We start from the raw sequence: 19570 nt of genomic DNA on the forward strand, positions 1-19570 counted from the left end.
AACTGATTTAGTGAATATAAAGGATTTACTTCCAGAAAAATTGCCAATACTTCCACTTGTTACAAGACCAATTTTTCCAAATATAATGATTCCATAACTTTTTCAGGAGATGAATTTTTACATTCAATAAAAGAGGCTGAAGAGAAATATGGTGGATTTATGGGATTAGTTTTTGCTAAGGAAGTTGACGAGGATGATTATTTTAAATCGAATCTTTATACAGTAGGAACCGTTGTTAAAATTCATAAAACAACCCTTCTTTCTCCAAATAGTATGCAAGTTATTGTACAAGGAGTAGGAAGATTTAAGAAAAAAGAAGTTGTTTCATCAGATATTGGAATCTTATGGAGCGTAACGTATAATAAGGAACTAGAAGGGTCACCAACAGATGAAGTTAAAGCATATATGTTAAGCTATAAATGACATCTCTTAAAGAGATTTTTAAAGTTAATCCAATTTTGCAAGAGGAGTTAAAACTTTTAATGTCTCAAGTTTCTTATGATAGACCAGGGATTCTTATAGACTTAATATCTTCTATGCTAAAAACAGAAGGAAAAGAACTCCAAACACTTCTTGAAGAATTTGATTTAGAACATCGGTTCGAGAAGATTATTAACTATGTTAAAAAAAGAGTTAGAAATCTCACAATTACAAATGAAAATATCTAAACAGATAGATGAAAAAATAAACAAACAACAAAAAGAATATTTTTTAAGAGAACAGCTAAAGGTAATTAAACAAGAACTAGGAATGGAAAAGGATGAAAAATCTGCAGATTAGATAAGATTAGAGAAAGATTAAAACATATAAAATTATCTCCTGAAGCAAAAGAATGTAGTTACGGAACAAATGGAAAAACTAAATCTTTTAGATAAAAGCTCACCAGAATATCATATAACTAGATCTTATATAGAGTCTATTGTGGAATTACCATGGGGAGTTTATTCAAAAGATAGATTGGATATAAAAAAATCTAAAACAATTTTAGATAAAGACCATTATGGTTTAGAAGATGTAAAAACTAATATATTAGAGTTTATAAGTACAGTTATGAAAACTGGAAATGTAAGTGGATCAATACTTTGTTTAGTTGGACCTCCGGGAGTTGGAAAAACTTCTATTGGAAAATCTATTGCAGAGGCATTAAATAGAAAATTTTATAGATTCTCAGTTGGTGGTATGGTTGATGAAGCTGAGATAAAAGGGCATAGAAGAACTTATGTTGGTGCTATGCCAGGAAAAATAATTCAAGCATTAAAATTATTAAAGACAACAAATCCTGTAATAATGATAGATGAAATTGATAAAATAGGAAACAGCTTCAGAGGCGACCCTGCATCGGCACTCCTTGAGGTACTAGATCCAGAGCAAAATAAAGAATTTTTAGATCATTATTTAGATATTAGATATGACTTATCAAAAATATTATTTGTAACAACAGCTAACCAATTAGATACAATACCAAGGCCACTACTTGATAGAATGGAAATAATACAATTGCCAGGATATATTTTAGAAGAGAAGCTTCAAATTGCAACAAAATATTTGATTCCTCATCAGTTAAAAGAACATGGTCTTGATAATAAGGAATTAGTATTAGTAAGACTGCATTAGAGGATATGATAGACAAGTATGCAAGAGAGGCCGGAGTTAGAAACCTAGAAAAGGCAATTAAAAAAATAATGAGAAAAGTAACACTTAAAATAGCTGAGGGAAATACTGAAAAAATCAAAATAACAGATAAAAATTTAGAAGAATATTTAGGAGCTCCAGTATTTTGTTACAGAAGAACTGTATCAAAAAGAAATTCCAGGAGTAACCTTAGGTCTGGCTTGGACTTCTATGGGGAGGAGCTACACTATACATAGAAGCTACAAGTATAAGTAATAAAGAGAGTGGATTAAAGCTTACAGGACAACTTGGAGATGTAATGAAGGAATCAGCAGAAATAGCATACTCATATGTAAGATCTCATCTTTCAACAGATAAAAATTGTCCAGAGGAGAGAAAGGACTATTTTGATAAAAATAAAATTCACCTTCATGTTCCAGAAGGTGCAACTCCTAAAGACGGTCCGTCGGCTGGAATTACGATGGCACTAGCACTTTACTCTTTAGCGATAGATAAACCTGTTAGAAAAGAGCTTGCAATGACAGGAGAGTTAACTCTTACAGGGAAAGTTTTACCAATTGGAGGAGTTAGAGAAAAAACAATTGCTGCTAGAAGAGTTGGAATAAAAGAACTAATTTTTCCAAAAGATAATAAGAAAGATTTTGATAAATTACCAGATTATATAAGAGAAGGAATAAAAGCACATTTTGTAAATTACTTTGAAGATGTAATTGATATAGCTATAAAAAAAATAAGTTATTAAAAAAAGCAAGAAGGTCTATATATGATTAGACTTTCTTGCTTTTTGTATTTTAAAACATCTCTTTTCTAAATAAAATCCAAGCAAGTAACATACCAAATAGAATTGCCATCAAAAGTACAATGAAAAATCCATAAGGAGTATTTGCAAATGGAATTCCGGAAACGTTTCATTCCCCATAGTCCAGAAACAATAGTTGGAATAGCAAACACTATTGTTATGGATGTAAGCTTTTTCATAACAACGTTTAGGTTATTAGAAATAACTGAAGAAAAAGCATCTCTTGTTCCACTCAAAATACTTGAGTAGATATTTGCCATTTCAATTGCTTGTTTTGTTTCGATTATAACATCTTCAAGTAGCTCTAAATCATCTGGGTATCTTTTAACAATCTCTGTTCTCATCATTCTTTCTAAAACTGCTTCATTTGATTTTAGAGAAGTTGTAAAGTAAACCAAACTTTTTTCTAATTCGAGCAATAGCATGAGCTCTTCATTTCTCATAGAGTCTTTAAGTTGTTTTTCTATATTATCACTTATTCTTCCAATTTGTTTTAGATAGTATAAAAAATATGTAGAGTTTCTAAATAGTAATTGTAGAATAAATCTAGTTTTTTTATAAGTAAGAAACTTTTGATTTTTCCATTTATAAATTCTTCAATAAGAGGAAACTTAGTAGTGGATACAGTAATGATATTATCATTTAGTAGTATTATACCTAAAGGCATAGTTGTAAATGAACATCTATTTTGTTCGCTGTGCACTGGAACGTCGATAATAACCAGAATTAAGCTCTCGTCGATTTCAAGACGCGCTTTCTCCTCTTCATCAAGAGCAGCTCTAATATGCTCTTCAGGGATGTCAAAAGCGGTAGTTATAACCTTTATCTCCTCTTCAGTTGGGTGAGAGAAGGTGAATCCATGTATTTTTTTCTTTTAATTTTTCAATTTCAAGATTTTCTCCGATGACAAAAGTCTTTTTTTCAAGCAAATCATTATGACTTTTATATATTTTATCATAATGCCTCCTAGTCTCTTAATGCAAGAGGCATTAGGATATATTTATAAGAATTATTTTCATATTCTGAAATTTCAAACATAGCTGACGATGAACTACATTTAATAATTGTATTTTTAGAAATATTATCTATAAATTCATATAGATATTTTATATTAAGAGAGCATTTTAAATCGTCACCATTTTTAATCATGTTAACTTTTGGTTTATTTTGGCTTTACCAGAATGAGCACTCATAACTAAATTCTTTCCAGCAAAGTTTAAAAGAGCTCCATTTTTAGTTTCAACACTTGTTCTAGCAACAGTTAAAACTTTTTTTAATGCGCTTTTAAGTTCAATAGTATTAAATTCCATTTCTTTTGAAAAAGAGGAATTTGATAAAATTCCACTAAAACTAGGGAATGGTAAATTAATTGCTTTACTAGAGAAATAGCTATTACTCCATTTGAAAATAATTAAATTGTCATTGTATCCAATTGTTATATCTTCATTTGAATCTTTTAATAATTTACAAATAATATTAACGCTTTCTAAAGGTAAAGAAAATTCTTTTTCAATACTAGACTCAGCTTCAGAACTTAAAAAAATAAGTCTATAAGAATCTGTAGAAGCTATTTGGATTTCATTATTTTTAAATATAATTCTAAGGCAATTAATTGCCATGTTTTCATTAGAAGTTGCTGCAGCAAATTTTGTTTTATCTAAAAGTTTTACAAATTTTGAGCTATTGATTTTAGAAATTTCTGTGAATTTAATTTCTTCAACTTCAGGATACTGTTCAGAATCTAAAACTAAGAATTCTGCTCCATGAATCATTAAAGTTTCTTTGTTAAGAGAAAATTTTATAAACTCATCATCTAAGAGCTTGATATATTCTAAAGCTAAGAAAGGTTTTAAAATTACAACACCATTCTCTTCTATATCACCTTCGGATGTTTTTATAAAGTTTATTTCTAAATTAGTTCCTGTAAAAATTATTCTATTATCTAAAGCCTCTATTTTTAAACCTGATATTATGGGCTTAATGGGATTTTCTTTTAATATATTATTAAAATCCGAAAGAATTTCAACTAATTTATTTCTATTTATAGAAAAAATCATAGTTACCTCCAAAAAAGTCTTTTAAAAAAATTATACACTATTATGTAAACTCTTACAAGAAAATATATTTTGTGCTATATTATAAAGATATAAAAATAATTAAATAATTAGGAGGATTGTGTATAATGGCTTTTGTAATGATGATAATTGGGGTAATTGCCTTAGTTTATGGAGCGAATTTTTTAGTAGATGGAGCTTCAGTAATAGCTAAAAGATTCAATATTCCAAACTTAGTGATAGGACTTACGATAGTTGCATTTGGAACATCTGCACCTGAGCTTGTTGTAAATGTAATTGCCTCTGTACAAGGGCATTCAGCTATAACGTTAGGAAATGTAATAGGAAGTAATCTTATTAATACTCTAGTAATCTTAGGAATAACAGCATTAATATATCCTTTAACAGTAAGTAAAACAACGACATATGTAGAAATTCCAATGTCTTTATTGGCTGCATTTATTGTTTTTCTTATGGCAAATGATATGTACTTTGATGGAATTACTTCAGTAATAGGAAAAGTAGATGGATCTATACTGCTATTATTCTTTTTAATCTTTTTAGCTTATAATTTTTACTTGATGGTATCTTCAAAAGAAGAGGAAGAGTTAGAAATAAAAAATTATACTCCCTTAGTAGCAAGTTTAGCTTTTGTAGGGGGATTAGTTCTATTAATTTTAGGTGGAAAATTTATAGTTGATTCTGCGGTTGAAATAGCTTCTGGCTTTGGAGTGTCAGAAAGAATAATATCTCTTACTGTCGTAGCACTGGGAACATCTCTTCCGGAACTTGCAACATCGGTTGTAGCAGCTATGAAAAAGAACTCTGATTTAGCAATAGGAAATGTCGTAGGATCAAATATATTTAATATATTCTTTATTTTAGGAATATCTACAAGTATAGCTCCTATAACTATGATGCCTGGATCTAATTTAGAGATAGGTATAAATGTTTTTGCTAGTTTACTATTGTTATTATTTGTTGCTAGAAAGAAAAACCTTCAAAGATGGCAGGGAGCTATTATGATTGGGGTTTATGGAATATATCTTATTAAATTATTAAATTCTTAATAAAAAAAGCTGATTGGAACAATTTACATTCCAACCAGCTTTTTTATTATTTTATTAATCAACCATTATTTCTTGCCAATATTTATTTTGAATATCTAAAGTTTTCTTGATATCTCTTAAAATTTCAGATCCTTTTAAATCCTCCATTTTGTAAATTGGTTCAACTTCAATAAGTTCTCTAGCAGGAACATTTATTGATGGAAGTTCTAAATGCTCAGAAACAAGTTTATAATTTTCGGGTCTATGAATAAATTCTAAGAACTTATAAGCTGCTTCCTTATTAGGAGCATCTTTTAGTATTACAAATGAATCAACATATGCAGTATCACCCTTCTCAGGAATAATAAAGTCTGTATGTGCTCTTTGTTCTTCATCAAGTTCTTGATAAATATTTTCAGCATAACCGTGAACTACCCAAAAATCTCCATTTGCAAATCCTTTACCAAAAGATTCAGAATCAAATTTAGCAATATTTTTCTTCCATTTTTTAACAAGATCAGAAGCTTGAGCAATAGCAGTTTCATCTTCTATAGTTTGAGAATATCCTAAAGTTCCTAAAGCAGATGTTAGAACCTCTCTCATATCGTCTAATAAAGTCATTCTACCAGCTAAGTCTGTTCTCTCATAGATTGTATAGTCTCTTGGATAGTCTTTAACATATTTTGTATTTACAGCAATTCCAGTTGATCCCATAATATAAGGAACAGCGTAAGAATTATCTTTGTCAAAATATTGAATCTTTTCAAGAACCATTGGATCTATATTATCAAACGTAGGAAGTTTACTTTTATCCAATTTTTCTAACATATTTTCATTCATTAAAATCTCAACATAATCTGTAGAAGGAGTAACTATATCGTAACCCTTTCCTCCAGCTTTTAATTTAGCAAACATCTCTTCATTAGAAGAATAAATATCTTCGATAACCTTAATTCCTGTTTCTTTTTCAAAATTATCAAAAATTTCACTTGGAACGTAATCAGCCCATCCATAAAGATAAAGAACTTTGTTATTTTCAGTCTTATTGTCTCCACATGAAACAAGCAAAAATAGTAGTGAAATAAAAATACCAAATTTTTTCATTTAAAAAATCCTCCTAATAAAAAAAATACAATAGATAAATTCTAGTATATTTTTTAAATTAAGTCAAGCATCTGTAGATTTAATGGATTTTATAAAGTTATTTAAGATAGAAAAAAATTCTATTTTATAACCACTATTAAAAACAATTAGTTGTATAAACATGAGTTCTTTAAAAAAATCATAGATATATTTTTCAAAAACAAGAGAGTTATCTAGTGCTATTTTTAATAAATTACACATTAATTTAACAATGGAAACTGTCTTATGATTTTTAAAATTTTCATTTAAAAAAATAGTAGCATCTTCTTTAAAAATAATAAACTTTTCTTCTGAAAGGGTAGTTTCAGATAACTTTGTTAAAAAGATTATAGATTTTTCAGAATCTCCATCTAAAATAGCCTCTAAAAATTCTAATAAAATTTTTCTTTTAATATCTGTAATTTCAATCATTCTATAGCAATTTCTAAAATAAAAATTATCGTCATCTTCAACTACTATATCTTTATCAGAAAGATTACTTGTAAATATTCCAATCTCCAATGCATATATAAGCCTTGTCCTTATTATATTCAAAGCTGCATCCTTTTTTAGAAGGTTTTTTCTGAGTGCTATACTCAAAGGTCTTCCATTTTCTATAAATTCTGAAACCCACACATCAGGTTCAGAAAGATATGGGAAAGATTTTGAAAACTTTAAATGCTCAAGTTCAGGATATTTAGTTAAAAATAGTTCTTTCTTTTCTTTTAATTTTAACAGATTTTCATTCTCGAGTTTTAAATCATATTCTATAGACATAGAATTATTACAAAAGTCTGTAAAACTTTTAAGATTTTTCGAAATATCAATTCCAGGAACATAATTAGAAACAGATTCTAATCTTTCTAAAGAGCTAATATTTTTTAAAATTTCTTCTTTATTTTTTCTAAGGACTTTAATAGATACATAAACTCTAGACTTTAAAACCCCTTTAAAAAAGTTCGAAGTTTCTGAAACTTCAAATGGTTCATCGTCAAAATATTCTAAATTGAAAAGTAAAGGAATTTTTCTATTTAAACTTTTGATTAAATCATTTTTTTCTCCCCTGCTTCTATTGTTATATAGAGAAAGTAATTGATAAATAACATCAACATCCATAATATCAATTCTAGAACTATAGTACTCAAGAGCTTGAACTCCAAAAAAGTCCAATTCTTTAATAAACTTATTATCAGGAATTTCATTTAAATCAAGTGTATGAAGTAATTTTAGCATTTTAAAAGTAAACGTATAAACCACCTCCTTTTTTTAAGTTTACCATGATTTTATAGAAATTACTTTAAAATTAATGTATAATATTCTTTAGATAAAAATTTAGGAGGACACATGGAATTTATAGTTAGTAAAGATAATGAAACCTTTAAAAAAATTAAAAAATTGAAAACAAAAAAATATAGAGATTTAGAAAAAATGTTTATAGCAGAAGGAATAAAATTTTTAGATTTTAATAAAATTCCAGAAATTATAGTAATATCAGAAAAAATTAAAGATGAAGAAAATATACAAAATAGATTAAACAAATTCGATTGTAAAAAAATAGTAATCAACGAAAAATTATTTTCACAGTTAACATCTCAAGAAAACTCGCAAGGGATTATTATCGTATACAAATCCGAAGAACCTTCAATAGATAAAATGTCCGATAATATTATAGTATTAAATAAAGTGTCTGACCCTGGAAACCTTGGAACTATCATAAGAGTTGCAGACTCTGCTGGTTTTAAAGATATATTAATCACCAAAGGAAGTGTCGACCACTATAATGAAAAAGTAGTGAGAAGCAGTATGGGATCAATTTTTAATATAAACATTTATTATATAGAAGAAACTGAATTAGTAAAATTCTTAAAAACAAAACAATATAATATAATATCTACAGCATTAGAATCAGATTCAGTTCCATATACAGATATGTGTTTATTAGAAAAAAATGCAATTATATTTGGAAATGAGGGGAATGGAATAGAAGCTAGTATATTAAAAGAAAGTGACCAGAAAATTATAATTCCAATTTATGGAACTGCTGAATCATTAAATGTTGCAATGGCTTCTGGAATAATTTTATATGAAATAAGAAATAAAATAATAAAAAGAGGTAACTAATGATTAAACTAATTGTTACAGATATGGATGGAACATTACTAAATGATGAAAAAGAAATAAATAATGAGTTCTGGGAAATTTTTGAAAAATTAAAAGATAAAAATATATTATTTGCGATTGCTAGTGGAAGACAATATTATAATTTATTAAAAAACTTTGAATCTATTAGAAATGACTTACTTTTTATAGCTGAAAATGGAACTTATGTAGTTAAAGATAATATTGAATTATTTTGTAATTCTATGAATCAAGAATCTATAGTTGAACTTGTTGAGTTAGGAAGAAAACTTCCTACTTCAAATATCGTTTTATGTGGAAAAAATAGTGCCTATATTGAATGTAATGAAGATTCGTTTATCAATGAAGTAAAAAAATACTATGAAAGATACGAAATCGTAGACGATATATTAAAAGTTAAAGATGAGGTGTTAAAAGTTACATTTTGTGATTTAACTGGAACAGAATTAAATGTTTATCCTCATTTTCAAAAGTATGAAATTATCTATAAAGTTGCTATTTCAGGAGAAATTTGGCTAGATATTACAAATTTAGATGCTGATAAAGGTGAGGCTATTCTCCAGATTCAAAATCTTTTAAACATAACATATGATGAAACTATGGTTTTTGGAGATTATTTAAATGATTTAGAAATGATGTCGACAGCAAAATATAGTTTTGCTATGGAAAATGCACATCCTAAATTAAAAGAAGTTTCAAATTTTATAGCAAAAAACAATAATGAAAATGGTGTAATTGAGACAATAAAAGATAAAATATTTAATAAGAAGGATTAAGTTCGTTTGCAAAGAATAGAAAATGGACAAAGTAAAATAAAAGGAGATGATTTAAATTATGAATGAAGTAATAAATGTTTTAGAAAATCACAGAAGCATTAGAAGTTATTTAGAAAAAGATATTCCTAAAGATATTATTTTAGAAATTTTAACATCTGCCCAAGACGCTCCAAATTCTATTAATGGACAACAAACATCTGTAATTGTAATAAGAGATAAAGATACAAAAAGAAAATTGGCTGAACTTGCAGGCGGACAACCATGGATTGAAAAAGCTCCAGTATTTTTAATTTTCGTAATGGATTTTTATAAAACAGAAGTTGCTGTAAAAAAAGCGGGAAAAGTTCAAATTATAGAAGAGAGTGCTGAAGGTCTTCTTGCAGGAGCTGTAGATGCCGGTATACTTTTGGGAACTACCGTTGCAGCCGCTGAATCACTGGGACTTGGAACAGTTTGTATAGGAGGAATTAGAAATAGTCCTGAAGAGATTATAAAACTTTTAAATCTTCCTAAAAAAACATTTCCATTAGTTGGTCTAGCTCTAGGTTACCCAGCAGATAATTCTAGAAAAAAACCTAGATTACCTTTAGATACATTTATCCATGAAGAAAAATATAATCCTGAGAAAATAGTTGAAGAAATAGATGGTTATGATAAATTAATGGATAAATATCTAATAGAGATAGGAAGGGAACAAGAAAAGAATTGGAGTGATTTTGTTTCCCAATATTACTCTAAAGTATATTTTCCAAAAGTATATCCAATATTGAAGGAGCAAGGATTTAAAATGGATAAATAATCTAAAAAATGATACAATATAGGGATGGAATACAGAAAATAAAAATGGAGATAAAATGAATTTTAAAGAATTTGAATTTAAAGAAGAAATATTAAAGCAGATAGAAGAGATTGGATATATCGAAGCAACACCTATACAAGAGGCATCTATCCCTGTTATTTTAAAAGGGGAAGATTTATTAGGACTAGCTAAAACAGGAACTGGAAAAACAGCAGCTTTTGTTCTTCCAATTTTAGAAAGAATAGCTACAACTAAGGGAAAAGGAAAAGGTGTTAGAGCTTTAATTGTAGCTCCTACAAGAGAATTAGCAGAACAAATTAATACCTCGATTTTACAATTAGGAAAATCAATAGGAATAAGATCGATAGCTATATATGGTGGAAGTTCTATCAAAAATCAGATAGATCTTTTAAATAATGGTGTTGATATAATAGTTGGATGTCCAGGAAGAATACTAGACCATATTAAACAAGAAACGGTTGGATTAACAAGATTAGAGGTTTTAGTTTTAGATGAAGCTGATCATATGTTAAATATGGGATTTATAAAAGATATAGAAAAAATAATTAAAGCAACTCCAAAGAAAAAGCAAACACTTTTATTCTCAGCAACTATGCCTAAAGAGATAAAGGGATTAGCATTTAAAGTATTGAAAAAAGGTTATAAAACAGTAGAAGTAGAATATAAAGACCCAGTTAAATTAATAGAACATGAGCTTTATTATATTGAAAGTACTGAAAAAAAGGCGAAATTAATTGAGATTATAAATACACCTGATGTAGAATCAGTAATTGTTTTTACAAATGGAAAACTTAAAGCAGAGTATTTAAGTAAAGTTCTTGTAAGTAATGGAATAAAAGCGATAAATTTCCAAGGTAATTTATCTCAAACTCAAAGGGATGCTGCATTAGCAGGATTTAGAAAAGGAGAATTCAAAGTTTTAGTGGCAACAGATATAGCTGCAAGAGGACTTGATATTCCGCAAGTAACCCATGTTATAAATTATGATTTGCCACAAACAACGGAAGCATTTGTCCATAGAAGTGGAAGAACAGGAAGAGCAAATAAAAATGGAAATGTTATATCTTTTTCATCTTCAACTGATAAGAGAATACTCTCAGAAATAATAAGAGTAAACAATGTTGTTTTTAATAAAGTTCATGGAAAAGCAATTGGTGGAATAAAAAAAGCTAAAATTCAGAAACCTAAAATTACTAAATAAAATAAAAAAAACAGCAAAAGCCCATAAATTTGGGCTTTTGCTGTTTTAAAATCTATATTATAATTTATCGTGTAATGTTCCACCGATAGAACACTTACATCCTTGTTCGTTTTAATCTCAACACTTTAAAAGTGAGAAGATTATTTTATTAAAAATTCAAAAAGTCTGAAAGGTGAAGGTTCTCCTCTTCACTTTTTTTATTTATATATTAAATACATTTTATTTAAAAAAACGCTTTACATTTTTTAAATGATGGAGTATACTTATTATATAGATGAAACACAAAAACTAGGAGGTAATAAAATGAAAAATGAAAATTTGGTAGGAAGAACTTGGGGAAGTTTTACAGAGGCAGAAAAAAATGAGCTTTTAAAAAATTCTGATACAACAGAAAAAACTGGAGATACAATAGTTGATTTTGAAAATGGATTATCAATAGTTGGATTTTTAAGAGAGGGAACGGATGAAGTAATTCTTGAAATAGCAGACGAAGCAGTGGTATACAACCCAGTAGCCTAAGAAAATGAGCTGGGCATCTCTAAAAACTGCTCATTAGCAAATGCGGAGGGTGAAGGAATGAGAAAGTTGAAGGTTGATTTTTTAGAGAAAAAACTATCAAAACTATCAAATAAAAATATTGTTGAAATATCTACTTTTGAAAATGTTATTAATGTAAATGATAACAATTTCGTCAATATGTTTCCTAGATTTTTAAAATATATAAAAGATATAGATAGTAGAACATATATTATAGAGAATTTACTTTTTCTTGATAATTGTATATATGATAAAAAAAATAATTTATATATAGCTACTTATTCTGAAGTTTTAAAAATATTAGAATTAGATCATGATACTTTAAATAAAGTATCGCAAGAAATAATAATAGTGATTGGTCAAAATATTATTAATGTAGATGATACTATCGAGCAAGTTAGAACTCTTATAAATGAGGTAAGAGATTATGATCTCGATAGAATTGTTAAAAAAAATTTAGAAAATGGATTTGACGTAGTGAAGATAAAAGATATTAATAAACTCTTAGAATTCAATACGAATGAAGAAGTAAATCTCAAGATAATACCTTTTAGAAATTTTTTAGCTTCAGTTTTTGACGAAGGAAAAATTTATAAAGATACAATAGGAGTATTTACTTTCAGTTTCTCTAGACTAGACAAAGAAAATGTAGATGAAGTGCTGTTTGATGTAGTTAAAGAATATTCTAAAAAAGTGGTTGGAAAAGAGTTTCAAGAAATATATAACCACTTTTATGATGATATTTTTCATAATAATGAAGTTTTTTATCTTTGTCAAGTTTCTAATATTGGAATAAATATTCCTGTTGTTTCTTTGATATTCGGAAAGAATATAGAATTCAACAATGAAACGCCAATGATAAAAGCAATAACAAATATTTTGATAAAATTTTATAAAAAAGTAAGTGAAATAAAAGATGGTGGAGAGATTGAGATTTCAACAGTAGAGCCGATTTTCAAAAACGGAAGTTGGAAAGTTGAATCTAGAAGGCCAAGTTTTGTAAGAAGTCACATACGTCATTATAAGAGTGGAATAGCTACAATAGTAAGACCTCACACTAGATTAGGGACTAATACTAAATTAGGAATATGTGTAACAATCTAATTTTTTACTTATTACATCTATTTCTCTAGATGGAATTTCAATTGTTTAAACATACTTAGCTTAAAATGTTCAGTAAATATCAATAGTTGTTGGAGACTAAATAAATATTAGGAGATAAAAATGGCAGGGATCAAAGGTCAAAAATCTGGTGGATTTGGAGGTCGTAAAGCGATAGATTCATCGGAAAAAAGAAGTATAACTATGAGCTTTAGAGTGAATAAAGATGAACAAAAAATTATAAATGATGCAAAAGGAGAATTATCTTTATCAGATTTTATATTAGAAATGATTAAGGAAAAAAGTGATAAAATAAAAAAAGAGGATTAAACTAATCCTCTTTTTGCATATATAAACGTAAGATTAATTTTTAGAAGTGCCTTAAAATCGATTTTACGAGGTCGTTTTTTAGCTTTAATCATTGATCTAATTTTTGTTTCTTTACAGCCAATATGTTTTCTATAAGACCAGGTAGTTTTATTCCTAACTTAGTTAAATTTTCCATTATTGATATAGACTCCATTATGATACAACCAGTAATCATACAAACTCTGAGCGAAATATTTATATCATTTAGAAATGTGGCTTTATCTAGTTGTGCCATAGTTGCAATAGCTAAATAAATAGCTGGTTTTCTAATAATAAAACCTATAAACATGTTTTTAGATAATACATTTTTTTCTTTTATAGCCTTGAGAAGCCCTGTGGCACAATCTATTATTGTCAAACAGAAAAGAACTCTTATATCCCCATCAATTCCACCTACAGCACTTGCAAATCCTGCTCCAAGCCAGAAAAACAAACCTTGTGTATATAATAATAAGTTATCAAGTGTTTCCTTAATATTCCCCACCTCTATTTTAATTTTAGTTTTAGTTTTCAAATAAATAGTTTATAATTTTTTCGGTCATTGAATACCACCAAGGACTGACCTCTAGTTTTGGGAATATCTCATTCGCTCCACAAATTCCAACTAGAATTATTGCAATAATTACTATTATCTGTTTGAAGTTTTCTTGTTTTTTTATTTGAATCTCCTGGTCTTTTTCTCCAGATTTTGATCTCTTAATAAAGAGATCTAGAACTTTATTTAATATTAATCCAAATACAGTCTTTATAAAAATTCCTCCATTTTTTTATTTCTAACTATTCAAAATATTTCTAAAAGAAACTTTCTTCTTATTATATTTTCTGCAATTTTATTTTCTATATCTAATACATCAAACCCATATTTTATCCATCGTTCTTTTTGCTCTCCAAGTATTGTAAATTCATCTATAAGTTTATTAACTTCTAAATTTATGTCCTCCTGAGTTCCCCCTTCTTCCCATAAATTATTTTCTTTATTCCATAATTTTTTAAATAAATAACTTGGAGCTTCCACTCTGATAATTTTATTATTCTCAACATATTCTCCATCCTGAAGCAATTCATTTTTATTATCTAACAAGATTAGTTCTTCTCTAGTTTTTTCTCTTATTATATTTATATCTAACATCGGATTCTGAAACTCTATTTCACTTACTATATGGATTCCCATATTCCAGTCTGGATAAAAGTTTAAGGGATTATTCGTAAACTCATTATTTGAGTTTACGATAGGTTTTGCTACTATGTTTAATGTTTTTACATCATAAATATAAAGTATCACTTAATCACTTCCTGTAATTTTATTTTTTGTTTTTATTTATTTTTAAATTATGTAAATTATAAGATTTAAGCAGTTTTTATATGTTTCAGCAGCTTCTAAAGCCAATAAAATGGTAAAAGCTATAGGTTGTTTGTCCATGTCCTCAATTTTAAAAAGCTAGTAAAATCAACACTTTAGATACTATGAAAAAGTGGAAATTTTGTATAAATCTTATAATTTATTGATTTTTTAAAGTCCTTTCGACCTTCTAATTTGCAATATTTTATCTCTATTTTCTGCTCCGCTTTTTGTTTTTATATAATATTCTTTTGTAACTTTAGTATCAGAATGATTTGCATACTCAGACGCAAAATTTATATCTGAGAGGTTACTTAGTAAGTTTATAGCCGTTTTTCTAAGAGTATGCGGATAAAGTTGTTCATAACCTATCAACTCTCCTATTTTCTTTATCCTAGCTCTTATGGTACTTTGTTGCATTTGTACAATTTCACCATTTCTTTTAGTTATAAATAATAAGTCTGATATTATTCCTTTATTTTCTCTCTCATTTAGCCATTCTCTCAATAATTTTTCAGTATTGTCTAGGAAAATTATATCTACTATTTTATTTCCTTTTTCTTTAACGTTTTTAAAATATCCACCTTTTAAATCTAATTGAGATAATTTTAAATTGGATATAGCGGATATTCTAGCCGCACTTTCCAGGAACAACTCCCACATTAATCTTGATTGAATATCAAATTTTTTAGAGTTATGCTCCATAAGGATTTTGGCTCTCATAATATCTTCTATAGATAAGTAATAACTTTCTCTTCTTTTGTCAAATCTTCCATTTCTTAATCTATCTAATTTATGTTGAAAAGGATGATATTTGATAAGATCTCTTTTTACACACCAGATATAAAAACTAGAAATTGCTGTTAATTTGTTGTTTATAGTTTGATTATTATTTCCCTTGTCTCTGCAATGATTGATATATCTCTCAAGAATATTTACACAACTCTTTATTGTCGCTTCTGACAAAAGTAACTTATTTCCTTCTTTTTCTTTTAAATAACTTAAATAATCTATCATTCTGCTCTTATACATCTTATAAGTAGTATTTATGGTTTCAAAATTTCTAGCTTTATTAGATTCTAAATACATGTCATAAATCTGCATATTCTTTTCGTTGTAATTCATAGTTGTTCCTCCTAAAAAATATAGTAAAACTATATTTTAAAGGTTTACTTGACTTTTAGATATAAATAATTTCTAAAATTAGAGAATTTAGTAGGTTCAAATGGGAATATCCAAAATAAAATAGTTTTCAAACAATATAGATGGATTTCTCCTCCCAATTCAATTGAAGAAGTTAAAATTCCCATAGGGATTGATTATAAACATATTCTTAATTTTTCAATAACTTTTGAAAATGGAAAAATTGCACTGAATCAACAGATTATTAAAAACAATATAATTTTAGGTCTAAATACAGCTCCAGATGGTTATTGGATAAATCCTCAAAATGGAGGAAGTGGAACAATTTATCTAATGCTTTTAGTTTAATACTTTGCGATATAAATTATTTGACCAGTGTATAATGCGGGTCTTGAAATATCGTTAACAAACCAACTGAATTCTGACTCCGAAACATACATTTCTCCTGTGGCCAACGGCACACCATCGCCAGTTAAAGCTCCACAACCCTTTGTCAGAGCAATAGCCCAGGTTGGTAATCCGTATATTCCGCCAGAATTTTGTGTTGGAGTGTAAGAAGAAACACTTAATATACAAATATTCCCAGTTCGTTCTATGATTATCTCGAATCCATATGAAGTCATAGTATGTTTGTTATAACATGATAAATTCTCTAATATTAGAGAATTTAATTGGTGATGGAATTGTTTTAAAAAAAATATCAGGCGTTAGTGGAGAAATAGCCGTTTGTGATAGTGCTAGAAATAATAACACTATATTGGTTAGTGTAGACCTAGGTGATTATGGAAGAGGCCTAAGTATCAGTTCTAACCTTATTGAATTTTTAGAACTTATTATCCCAAATGGATTTAAAATTAATAGCACATTTTTCCCAATAGTTTCAAACAAAGGAAAAGTTATTGTAGCTAGAATTAGGAATGGTAAAATTTTGGTAAACTCACTTAATCAAATTTTGGTTGATTATGATGAATCTTTATATTTTTCTATATCATTTATACTCCATAAATAAATTTATTTTTACTTTAATATTAGAGAATTTAATCGAAGACTTAGGGATCAGAAAAATAGAAATAGGAAATTTTTCAATAGCAACACCCTCAGTTGTTGGAAATACCAAAACTATATCCTTCAAAAATTCATTTGCGAAAGTTCCAATTTTATTTATAAGTCAAACTAATTATAGTGGCACTACGAATGAATGGGCAGCAATTCAAACTTCAAAAATAACCACTACAAACTTCATAGCTAGGCATGCTGGAGGAACTTCTAATTTTACTCCAACATTTTATTATGTTGCTATAGAGTTACTGAGTTAAAGACTATCAACCAATATTAGAGAATTTACTTAAAATAGAAACTTTAAACTATACTTTTTCTGATTTTGCTAATGCTGTATTAGAAGCATCTTTTACAATAACTGCAAAAAAAATAGGAAATACAACCACATTAACTATGTTTGTTAATCCAACGAGTGTTGGAACTTTAGAACCTGTGGTTAAAAAATTGAAATATATATTGCCAAGTGAATTTAGACCCGCTCTAGGAGTTTATGGTGTTGTAAGACCAGATGCTTCAAGTCCTTTTATCATGATATTTAGCATAGACCAAAGTGGTGAAATTAAATTTTCATTTGATTCAAAAATTGGTGTAGGAAATGGATGTGCTGGAACGATTTCATATGTAAACTAAAGTTAGATTCTACCAAGCACTATAACATTTGCAATCAATTGCTTTGCTCCCCCAAAGTTAGTTAATCTGATTGCATTTTTTCCTATTGGCACAGCTACAGTATGCCTCGATACCTCTGAATCAGAGTTCATTAGTGCTATAAAATTAGTGTCTTTATATACAAGGGGAAGGTCACAATCTAGCTGAAATTGGCCATTAGGATTTGAGATGTTGTACTTACAAAGACATATTCCTAAATCACCTATTACAAAAGATATACCTTTTGAATCAGAGTTGAAATTAGATAAATTCTCTAATATTGGCAGGACAATAATTTCAATAATTGTAGCATCTTACGCGAGCATAAATATAAATATTTGAATTAGTCTCAATTTTTAAAATATTATTTTCTTCAAAAACTTTATAATAAATGAAATTACCATCACCAACATCTTTGCCGAGTATTCCTGAGTAATTAACCGTATTATAATTACTTCTAAAAGTTATAGTTTTAGCTTTTAAATCTTCAAACTGTGATGTAGCTTGTGTCATGGCAATATAAACTTCTATCACTCTGTATGATTTCATTTCTGTCATATTTATAGAATGTTGTAACCCTGATTTATATGTATAAACTTCTTTAGACTTGAGCAAATTCTCTAATTTACCTAATAAATCATCATTTGAAATCGCAGTAAAGTAGGTAGCATCTGCGTAATTTATTGATGTGTTTCTTATACACTTAAAAATACTTTTGTTAGCTGTGTCGTAATATGCTTTCCCCGCAACTTTAGTAGTAGTATTATTTAAAATTCCACTATATTCAATTCCTAATGTTTCTGCGAGCTTAGCCCCTTCTAAAATTTGTCCTGTAGATATTCCAAAATTCTTATTAAAAGCAGTATTTTTTACAAAAGAATTTTCTTTTTTACCAAAATCTTCATATATCAACTGCATAGCTTTACTAAATGCAGTTTTTCCTAAAATTGGATCTAAAGTTTTAAGAATTTTTTTCATTAATTCCCCCTTAATTTTTTTATTATCTCTTCAACTTCTATAGTTGTTAGAATATTATCTATTTTTTTAAGTGCATAAAGTTGGTTATTAAGTAATATTCCCTCATTTTCATTTATCGTGTAGAAACTTTCTGTTTCTGCTACAAGAATAATATCTCCAATTTCAACATATTTATTTTCTTGAAGAGATTGAATCGTATTTTCTCTTAAAAAACTTTCTGTATCTCTTTTATTTCTAAAAATCACTATTTTATCCCCCTAATACAGCAATTTCACTTCCTATTTTATATTTCTCTTTAAGAATTATTTCTTTATTTGCATAATTTATACTATAATGTTTGTCAAAACTTAGTAGATAACCATTTATAAATATCTTTAATTTGCTTAAATTAAAGTTAGACGGAAGAGTTATTTTCTCTGTTTCAGACTCTAATATGTAGTCGTATCTAGATTCTAAGTTGCTAATATACTCAGTTATTAAAACTGACGCTTTATATTTATATTTTTCATTAAGCATTATTTGTTTTAAAACTGTATCAACAGTATAATGTTGATTTAAAGATAACAAAATTCCATTTATAGATACTTTTAAAGTTTTATTTAAAATAAAATCTTGAGATAAAGTTATAACACTTTCACCAGGAGTAAGGGTGCATTTAAATTCATTTTCACTAACAGAAGCTAAAGGCATAATTAAAGTTAGCAGTGTTTTTAGCCCAGATTTATTTAATAACGCATTCTCATCTTGATTATTTAAAAGAGCATAGTATGATTTTTTAAAACTAGATATACTCATGCTTTCTCC

Annotated in this window: 29 protein-coding genes; 17 read left to right on the forward strand and 12 right to left on the reverse strand. The window is 27.7% G+C overall.

The window, feature by feature from the left end:
* Positions 1 to 126 precede the first annotated feature (126 nt).
* The 6 genes from H3N56_RS01970 (at position 127) to H3N56_RS01990 (ending at position 2374) form a co-directional block, all read left to right on the forward strand.
* Positions 127 to 423: an LON peptidase substrate-binding domain-containing protein gene (locus H3N56_RS01970; protein WP_370521044.1), complete on the forward strand. Its 297-nt coding sequence runs from the start codon at positions 127 to 129 to the stop codon at positions 421 to 423.
* A gap of 59 nt (positions 424 to 482) precedes the next feature.
* On the forward strand, positions 483 to 668 hold the full coding sequence (locus tag H3N56_RS01975; protein ID WP_185879681.1) for an LON peptidase substrate-binding domain-containing protein: 186 nt from the start codon (positions 483 to 485) through the stop codon (positions 666 to 668).
* Positions 655 to 780: a hypothetical protein gene (locus H3N56_RS13300; protein WP_255492134.1), complete on the forward strand. Its 126-nt coding sequence runs from the start codon at positions 655 to 657 to the stop codon at positions 778 to 780. Before H3N56_RS01975 ends, H3N56_RS13300 begins: the two co-directional genes overlap by 14 nt.
* Before the next feature lie 69 nt (positions 781 to 849).
* Positions 850 to 1614, forward strand: a complete 765-nt coding sequence (locus H3N56_RS01980) for an AAA family ATPase (RefSeq protein WP_185879682.1) — start codon at positions 850 to 852, stop codon at positions 1612 to 1614.
* Positions 1615 to 1619: 5 nt separating this feature from the next.
* The gene (locus tag H3N56_RS01985; RefSeq protein ID WP_185879683.1) at positions 1620 to 1868 is read left to right on the forward strand and encodes a hypothetical protein; all 249 of its coding nucleotides are present in this window, start codon (positions 1620 to 1622) and stop codon (positions 1866 to 1868) included.
* 11 nt (positions 1869 to 1879) lie between these two features.
* Positions 1880 to 2374: a S16 family serine protease gene (locus tag H3N56_RS01990; RefSeq protein ID WP_370521045.1), complete on the forward strand. Its 495-nt coding sequence runs from the start codon at positions 1880 to 1882 to the stop codon at positions 2372 to 2374.
* Between the two features lie 65 nt (positions 2375 to 2439).
* Here H3N56_RS01990 and H3N56_RS13225 read toward each other — a convergent pair whose 3' ends face one another.
* The 4 genes from H3N56_RS13225 to H3N56_RS02000 all read right to left on the reverse strand — a co-directional run bounded on the left by H3N56_RS13225 (position 2440) and on the right by H3N56_RS02000 (position 4488).
* Entirely contained in the window at positions 2440 to 3024 is a 585-nt protein-coding gene (locus H3N56_RS13225; RefSeq protein WP_370521046.1) for a magnesium transporter CorA family protein, read from the reverse strand.
* Entirely contained in the window at positions 2925 to 3296 is a 372-nt protein-coding gene (locus H3N56_RS13510) for a CorA family divalent cation transporter (protein WP_370521047.1), read from the reverse strand. Before H3N56_RS13510 ends, H3N56_RS13225 begins: the two co-directional genes overlap by 100 nt.
* Positions 3297 to 3397: 101 nt before the next feature.
* Entirely contained in the window at positions 3398 to 3580 is a 183-nt protein-coding gene (locus H3N56_RS13305; protein WP_255492135.1) for a hypothetical protein, read from the reverse strand.
* On the reverse strand, positions 3577 to 4488 hold the full coding sequence (locus tag H3N56_RS02000; RefSeq protein ID WP_255492136.1) for a DNA polymerase III subunit beta: 912 nt from the start codon (positions 4486 to 4488) through the stop codon (positions 3577 to 3579). The genes H3N56_RS13305 and H3N56_RS02000 overlap by 4 nt, the downstream gene beginning before the upstream one ends.
* Before the next feature lie 125 nt (positions 4489 to 4613).
* On the opposite strand from H3N56_RS02000, the gene H3N56_RS02005 reads away from it, so the two are divergent.
* Positions 4614 to 5555 (forward strand): calcium/sodium antiporter, encoded by a 942-nt coding sequence (locus tag H3N56_RS02005; protein ID WP_185879684.1) that lies wholly within the window; start codon positions 4614 to 4616, stop codon positions 5553 to 5555.
* 54 nt (positions 5556 to 5609) lie between these two features.
* On the opposite strand, the gene H3N56_RS02010 is transcribed toward H3N56_RS02005, so the two are convergent.
* The gene (locus H3N56_RS02010) at positions 5610 to 6638 is read right to left on the reverse strand and encodes an extracellular solute-binding protein (RefSeq protein ID WP_185879685.1); all 1029 of its coding nucleotides are present in this window, start codon (positions 6636 to 6638) and stop codon (positions 5610 to 5612) included.
* Between the two features lie 63 nt (positions 6639 to 6701).
* Positions 6702 to 7889, reverse strand: coding sequence for an AarF/UbiB family protein (locus H3N56_RS02015; protein WP_185879686.1), 1188 nt, complete (start codon positions 7887 to 7889; stop codon positions 6702 to 6704).
* Positions 7890 to 8000: 111 nt separating this feature from the next.
* Here H3N56_RS02015 and H3N56_RS02020 point away from each other — a divergent pair, with 111 nt between their 5' ends.
* From H3N56_RS02020 to H3N56_RS02050, 7 genes are all read left to right on the forward strand, one after another.
* Positions 8001 to 8777, forward strand: a complete 777-nt coding sequence (locus H3N56_RS02020) for an RNA methyltransferase (protein ID WP_185879641.1) — start codon at positions 8001 to 8003, stop codon at positions 8775 to 8777.
* Positions 8777 to 9571 (forward strand): HAD family hydrolase, encoded by a 795-nt coding sequence (locus tag H3N56_RS02025; RefSeq protein WP_185879642.1) that lies wholly within the window; start codon positions 8777 to 8779, stop codon positions 9569 to 9571. The genes H3N56_RS02020 and H3N56_RS02025 overlap by 1 nt, the downstream gene beginning before the upstream one ends.
* A 58-nt stretch (positions 9572 to 9629) precedes the next feature.
* Positions 9630 to 10370 (forward strand): NADPH-dependent oxidoreductase, encoded by a 741-nt coding sequence (locus tag H3N56_RS02030; RefSeq protein ID WP_185879643.1) that lies wholly within the window; start codon positions 9630 to 9632, stop codon positions 10368 to 10370.
* Positions 10371 to 10425: 55 nt separating this feature from the next.
* Positions 10426 to 11592 (forward strand): DEAD/DEAH box helicase, encoded by a 1167-nt coding sequence (locus H3N56_RS02035; protein ID WP_185879644.1) that lies wholly within the window; start codon positions 10426 to 10428, stop codon positions 11590 to 11592.
* A gap of 303 nt (positions 11593 to 11895) precedes the next feature.
* Entirely contained in the window at positions 11896 to 12111 is a 216-nt protein-coding gene (locus tag H3N56_RS02040; RefSeq protein WP_185879645.1) for a hypothetical protein, read from the forward strand.
* 57 nt (positions 12112 to 12168) lie between these two features.
* Positions 12169 to 13233, forward strand: coding sequence for a hypothetical protein (locus H3N56_RS02045; protein ID WP_185879646.1), 1065 nt, complete (start codon positions 12169 to 12171; stop codon positions 13231 to 13233).
* A 120-nt stretch (positions 13234 to 13353) separates the two neighbouring features.
* Positions 13354 to 13560 (forward strand): hypothetical protein, encoded by a 207-nt coding sequence (locus tag H3N56_RS02050; RefSeq protein ID WP_185879647.1) that lies wholly within the window; start codon positions 13354 to 13356, stop codon positions 13558 to 13560.
* 88 nt (positions 13561 to 13648) lie between these two features.
* On the opposite strand, the gene H3N56_RS02055 is transcribed toward H3N56_RS02050, so the two are convergent.
* The 3 genes from H3N56_RS02055 to H3N56_RS02065 form a co-directional block, all read right to left on the reverse strand.
* Positions 13649 to 14083, reverse strand: coding sequence for a phage holin family protein (locus H3N56_RS02055; protein ID WP_185879648.1), 435 nt, complete (start codon positions 14081 to 14083; stop codon positions 13649 to 13651).
* Positions 14084 to 14380: 297 nt separating this feature from the next.
* Positions 14381 to 14881, reverse strand: coding sequence for a hypothetical protein (locus H3N56_RS02060; protein ID WP_185879649.1), 501 nt, complete (start codon positions 14879 to 14881; stop codon positions 14381 to 14383).
* Between the two features lie 228 nt (positions 14882 to 15109).
* The gene (locus H3N56_RS02065) at positions 15110 to 16063 is read right to left on the reverse strand and encodes a tyrosine-type recombinase/integrase (protein WP_185879650.1); all 954 of its coding nucleotides are present in this window, start codon (positions 16061 to 16063) and stop codon (positions 15110 to 15112) included.
* A 658-nt stretch (positions 16064 to 16721) separates the two neighbouring features.
* Between H3N56_RS02065 and H3N56_RS02070 the strand changes: the two genes are divergently transcribed.
* The 3 genes from H3N56_RS02070 to H3N56_RS02080 all read left to right on the forward strand — a co-directional run bounded on the left by H3N56_RS02070 (position 16722) and on the right by H3N56_RS02080 (position 17770).
* Entirely contained in the window at positions 16722 to 17090 is a 369-nt protein-coding gene (locus tag H3N56_RS02070) for a hypothetical protein (RefSeq protein ID WP_185879654.1), read from the forward strand.
* Complete coding sequence (locus tag H3N56_RS02075) at positions 17047 to 17397, forward strand: hypothetical protein (RefSeq protein ID WP_185879653.1); 351 nt, start codon at positions 17047 to 17049, stop codon at positions 17395 to 17397. The genes H3N56_RS02070 and H3N56_RS02075 overlap by 44 nt, the downstream gene beginning before the upstream one ends.
* Positions 17398 to 17584: 187 nt before the next feature.
* Entirely contained in the window at positions 17585 to 17770 is a 186-nt protein-coding gene (locus H3N56_RS02080; protein WP_185879652.1) for a hypothetical protein, read from the forward strand.
* Between the two features lie 315 nt (positions 17771 to 18085).
* Here the strand turns inward: H3N56_RS02080 and H3N56_RS02085 are convergent, their stop codons facing one another.
* Genes H3N56_RS02085 through H3N56_RS02095 form a run of 3 tightly spaced genes read right to left on the reverse strand, consistent with a single transcriptional unit; the run spans position 18086 to position 19561 of the window.
* Positions 18086 to 18766, reverse strand: coding sequence for a hypothetical protein (locus H3N56_RS02085; RefSeq protein ID WP_185879687.1), 681 nt, complete (start codon positions 18764 to 18766; stop codon positions 18086 to 18088).
* Positions 18766 to 19011: a hypothetical protein gene (locus H3N56_RS02090; RefSeq protein WP_185879656.1), complete on the reverse strand. Its 246-nt coding sequence runs from the start codon at positions 19009 to 19011 to the stop codon at positions 18766 to 18768. Before H3N56_RS02090 ends, H3N56_RS02085 begins: the two co-directional genes overlap by 1 nt.
* A gap of 4 nt (positions 19012 to 19015) precedes the next feature.
* Entirely contained in the window at positions 19016 to 19561 is a 546-nt protein-coding gene (locus H3N56_RS02095; protein WP_185879657.1) for a hypothetical protein, read from the reverse strand.
* Between the last annotated feature and the right edge of the window lie 9 nt (positions 19562 to 19570).

The organism is Cetobacterium sp. 2A (assembly GCF_014250685.1).
GTDB lineage: Bacteria > Fusobacteriota > Fusobacteriia > Fusobacteriales > Fusobacteriaceae > Cetobacterium.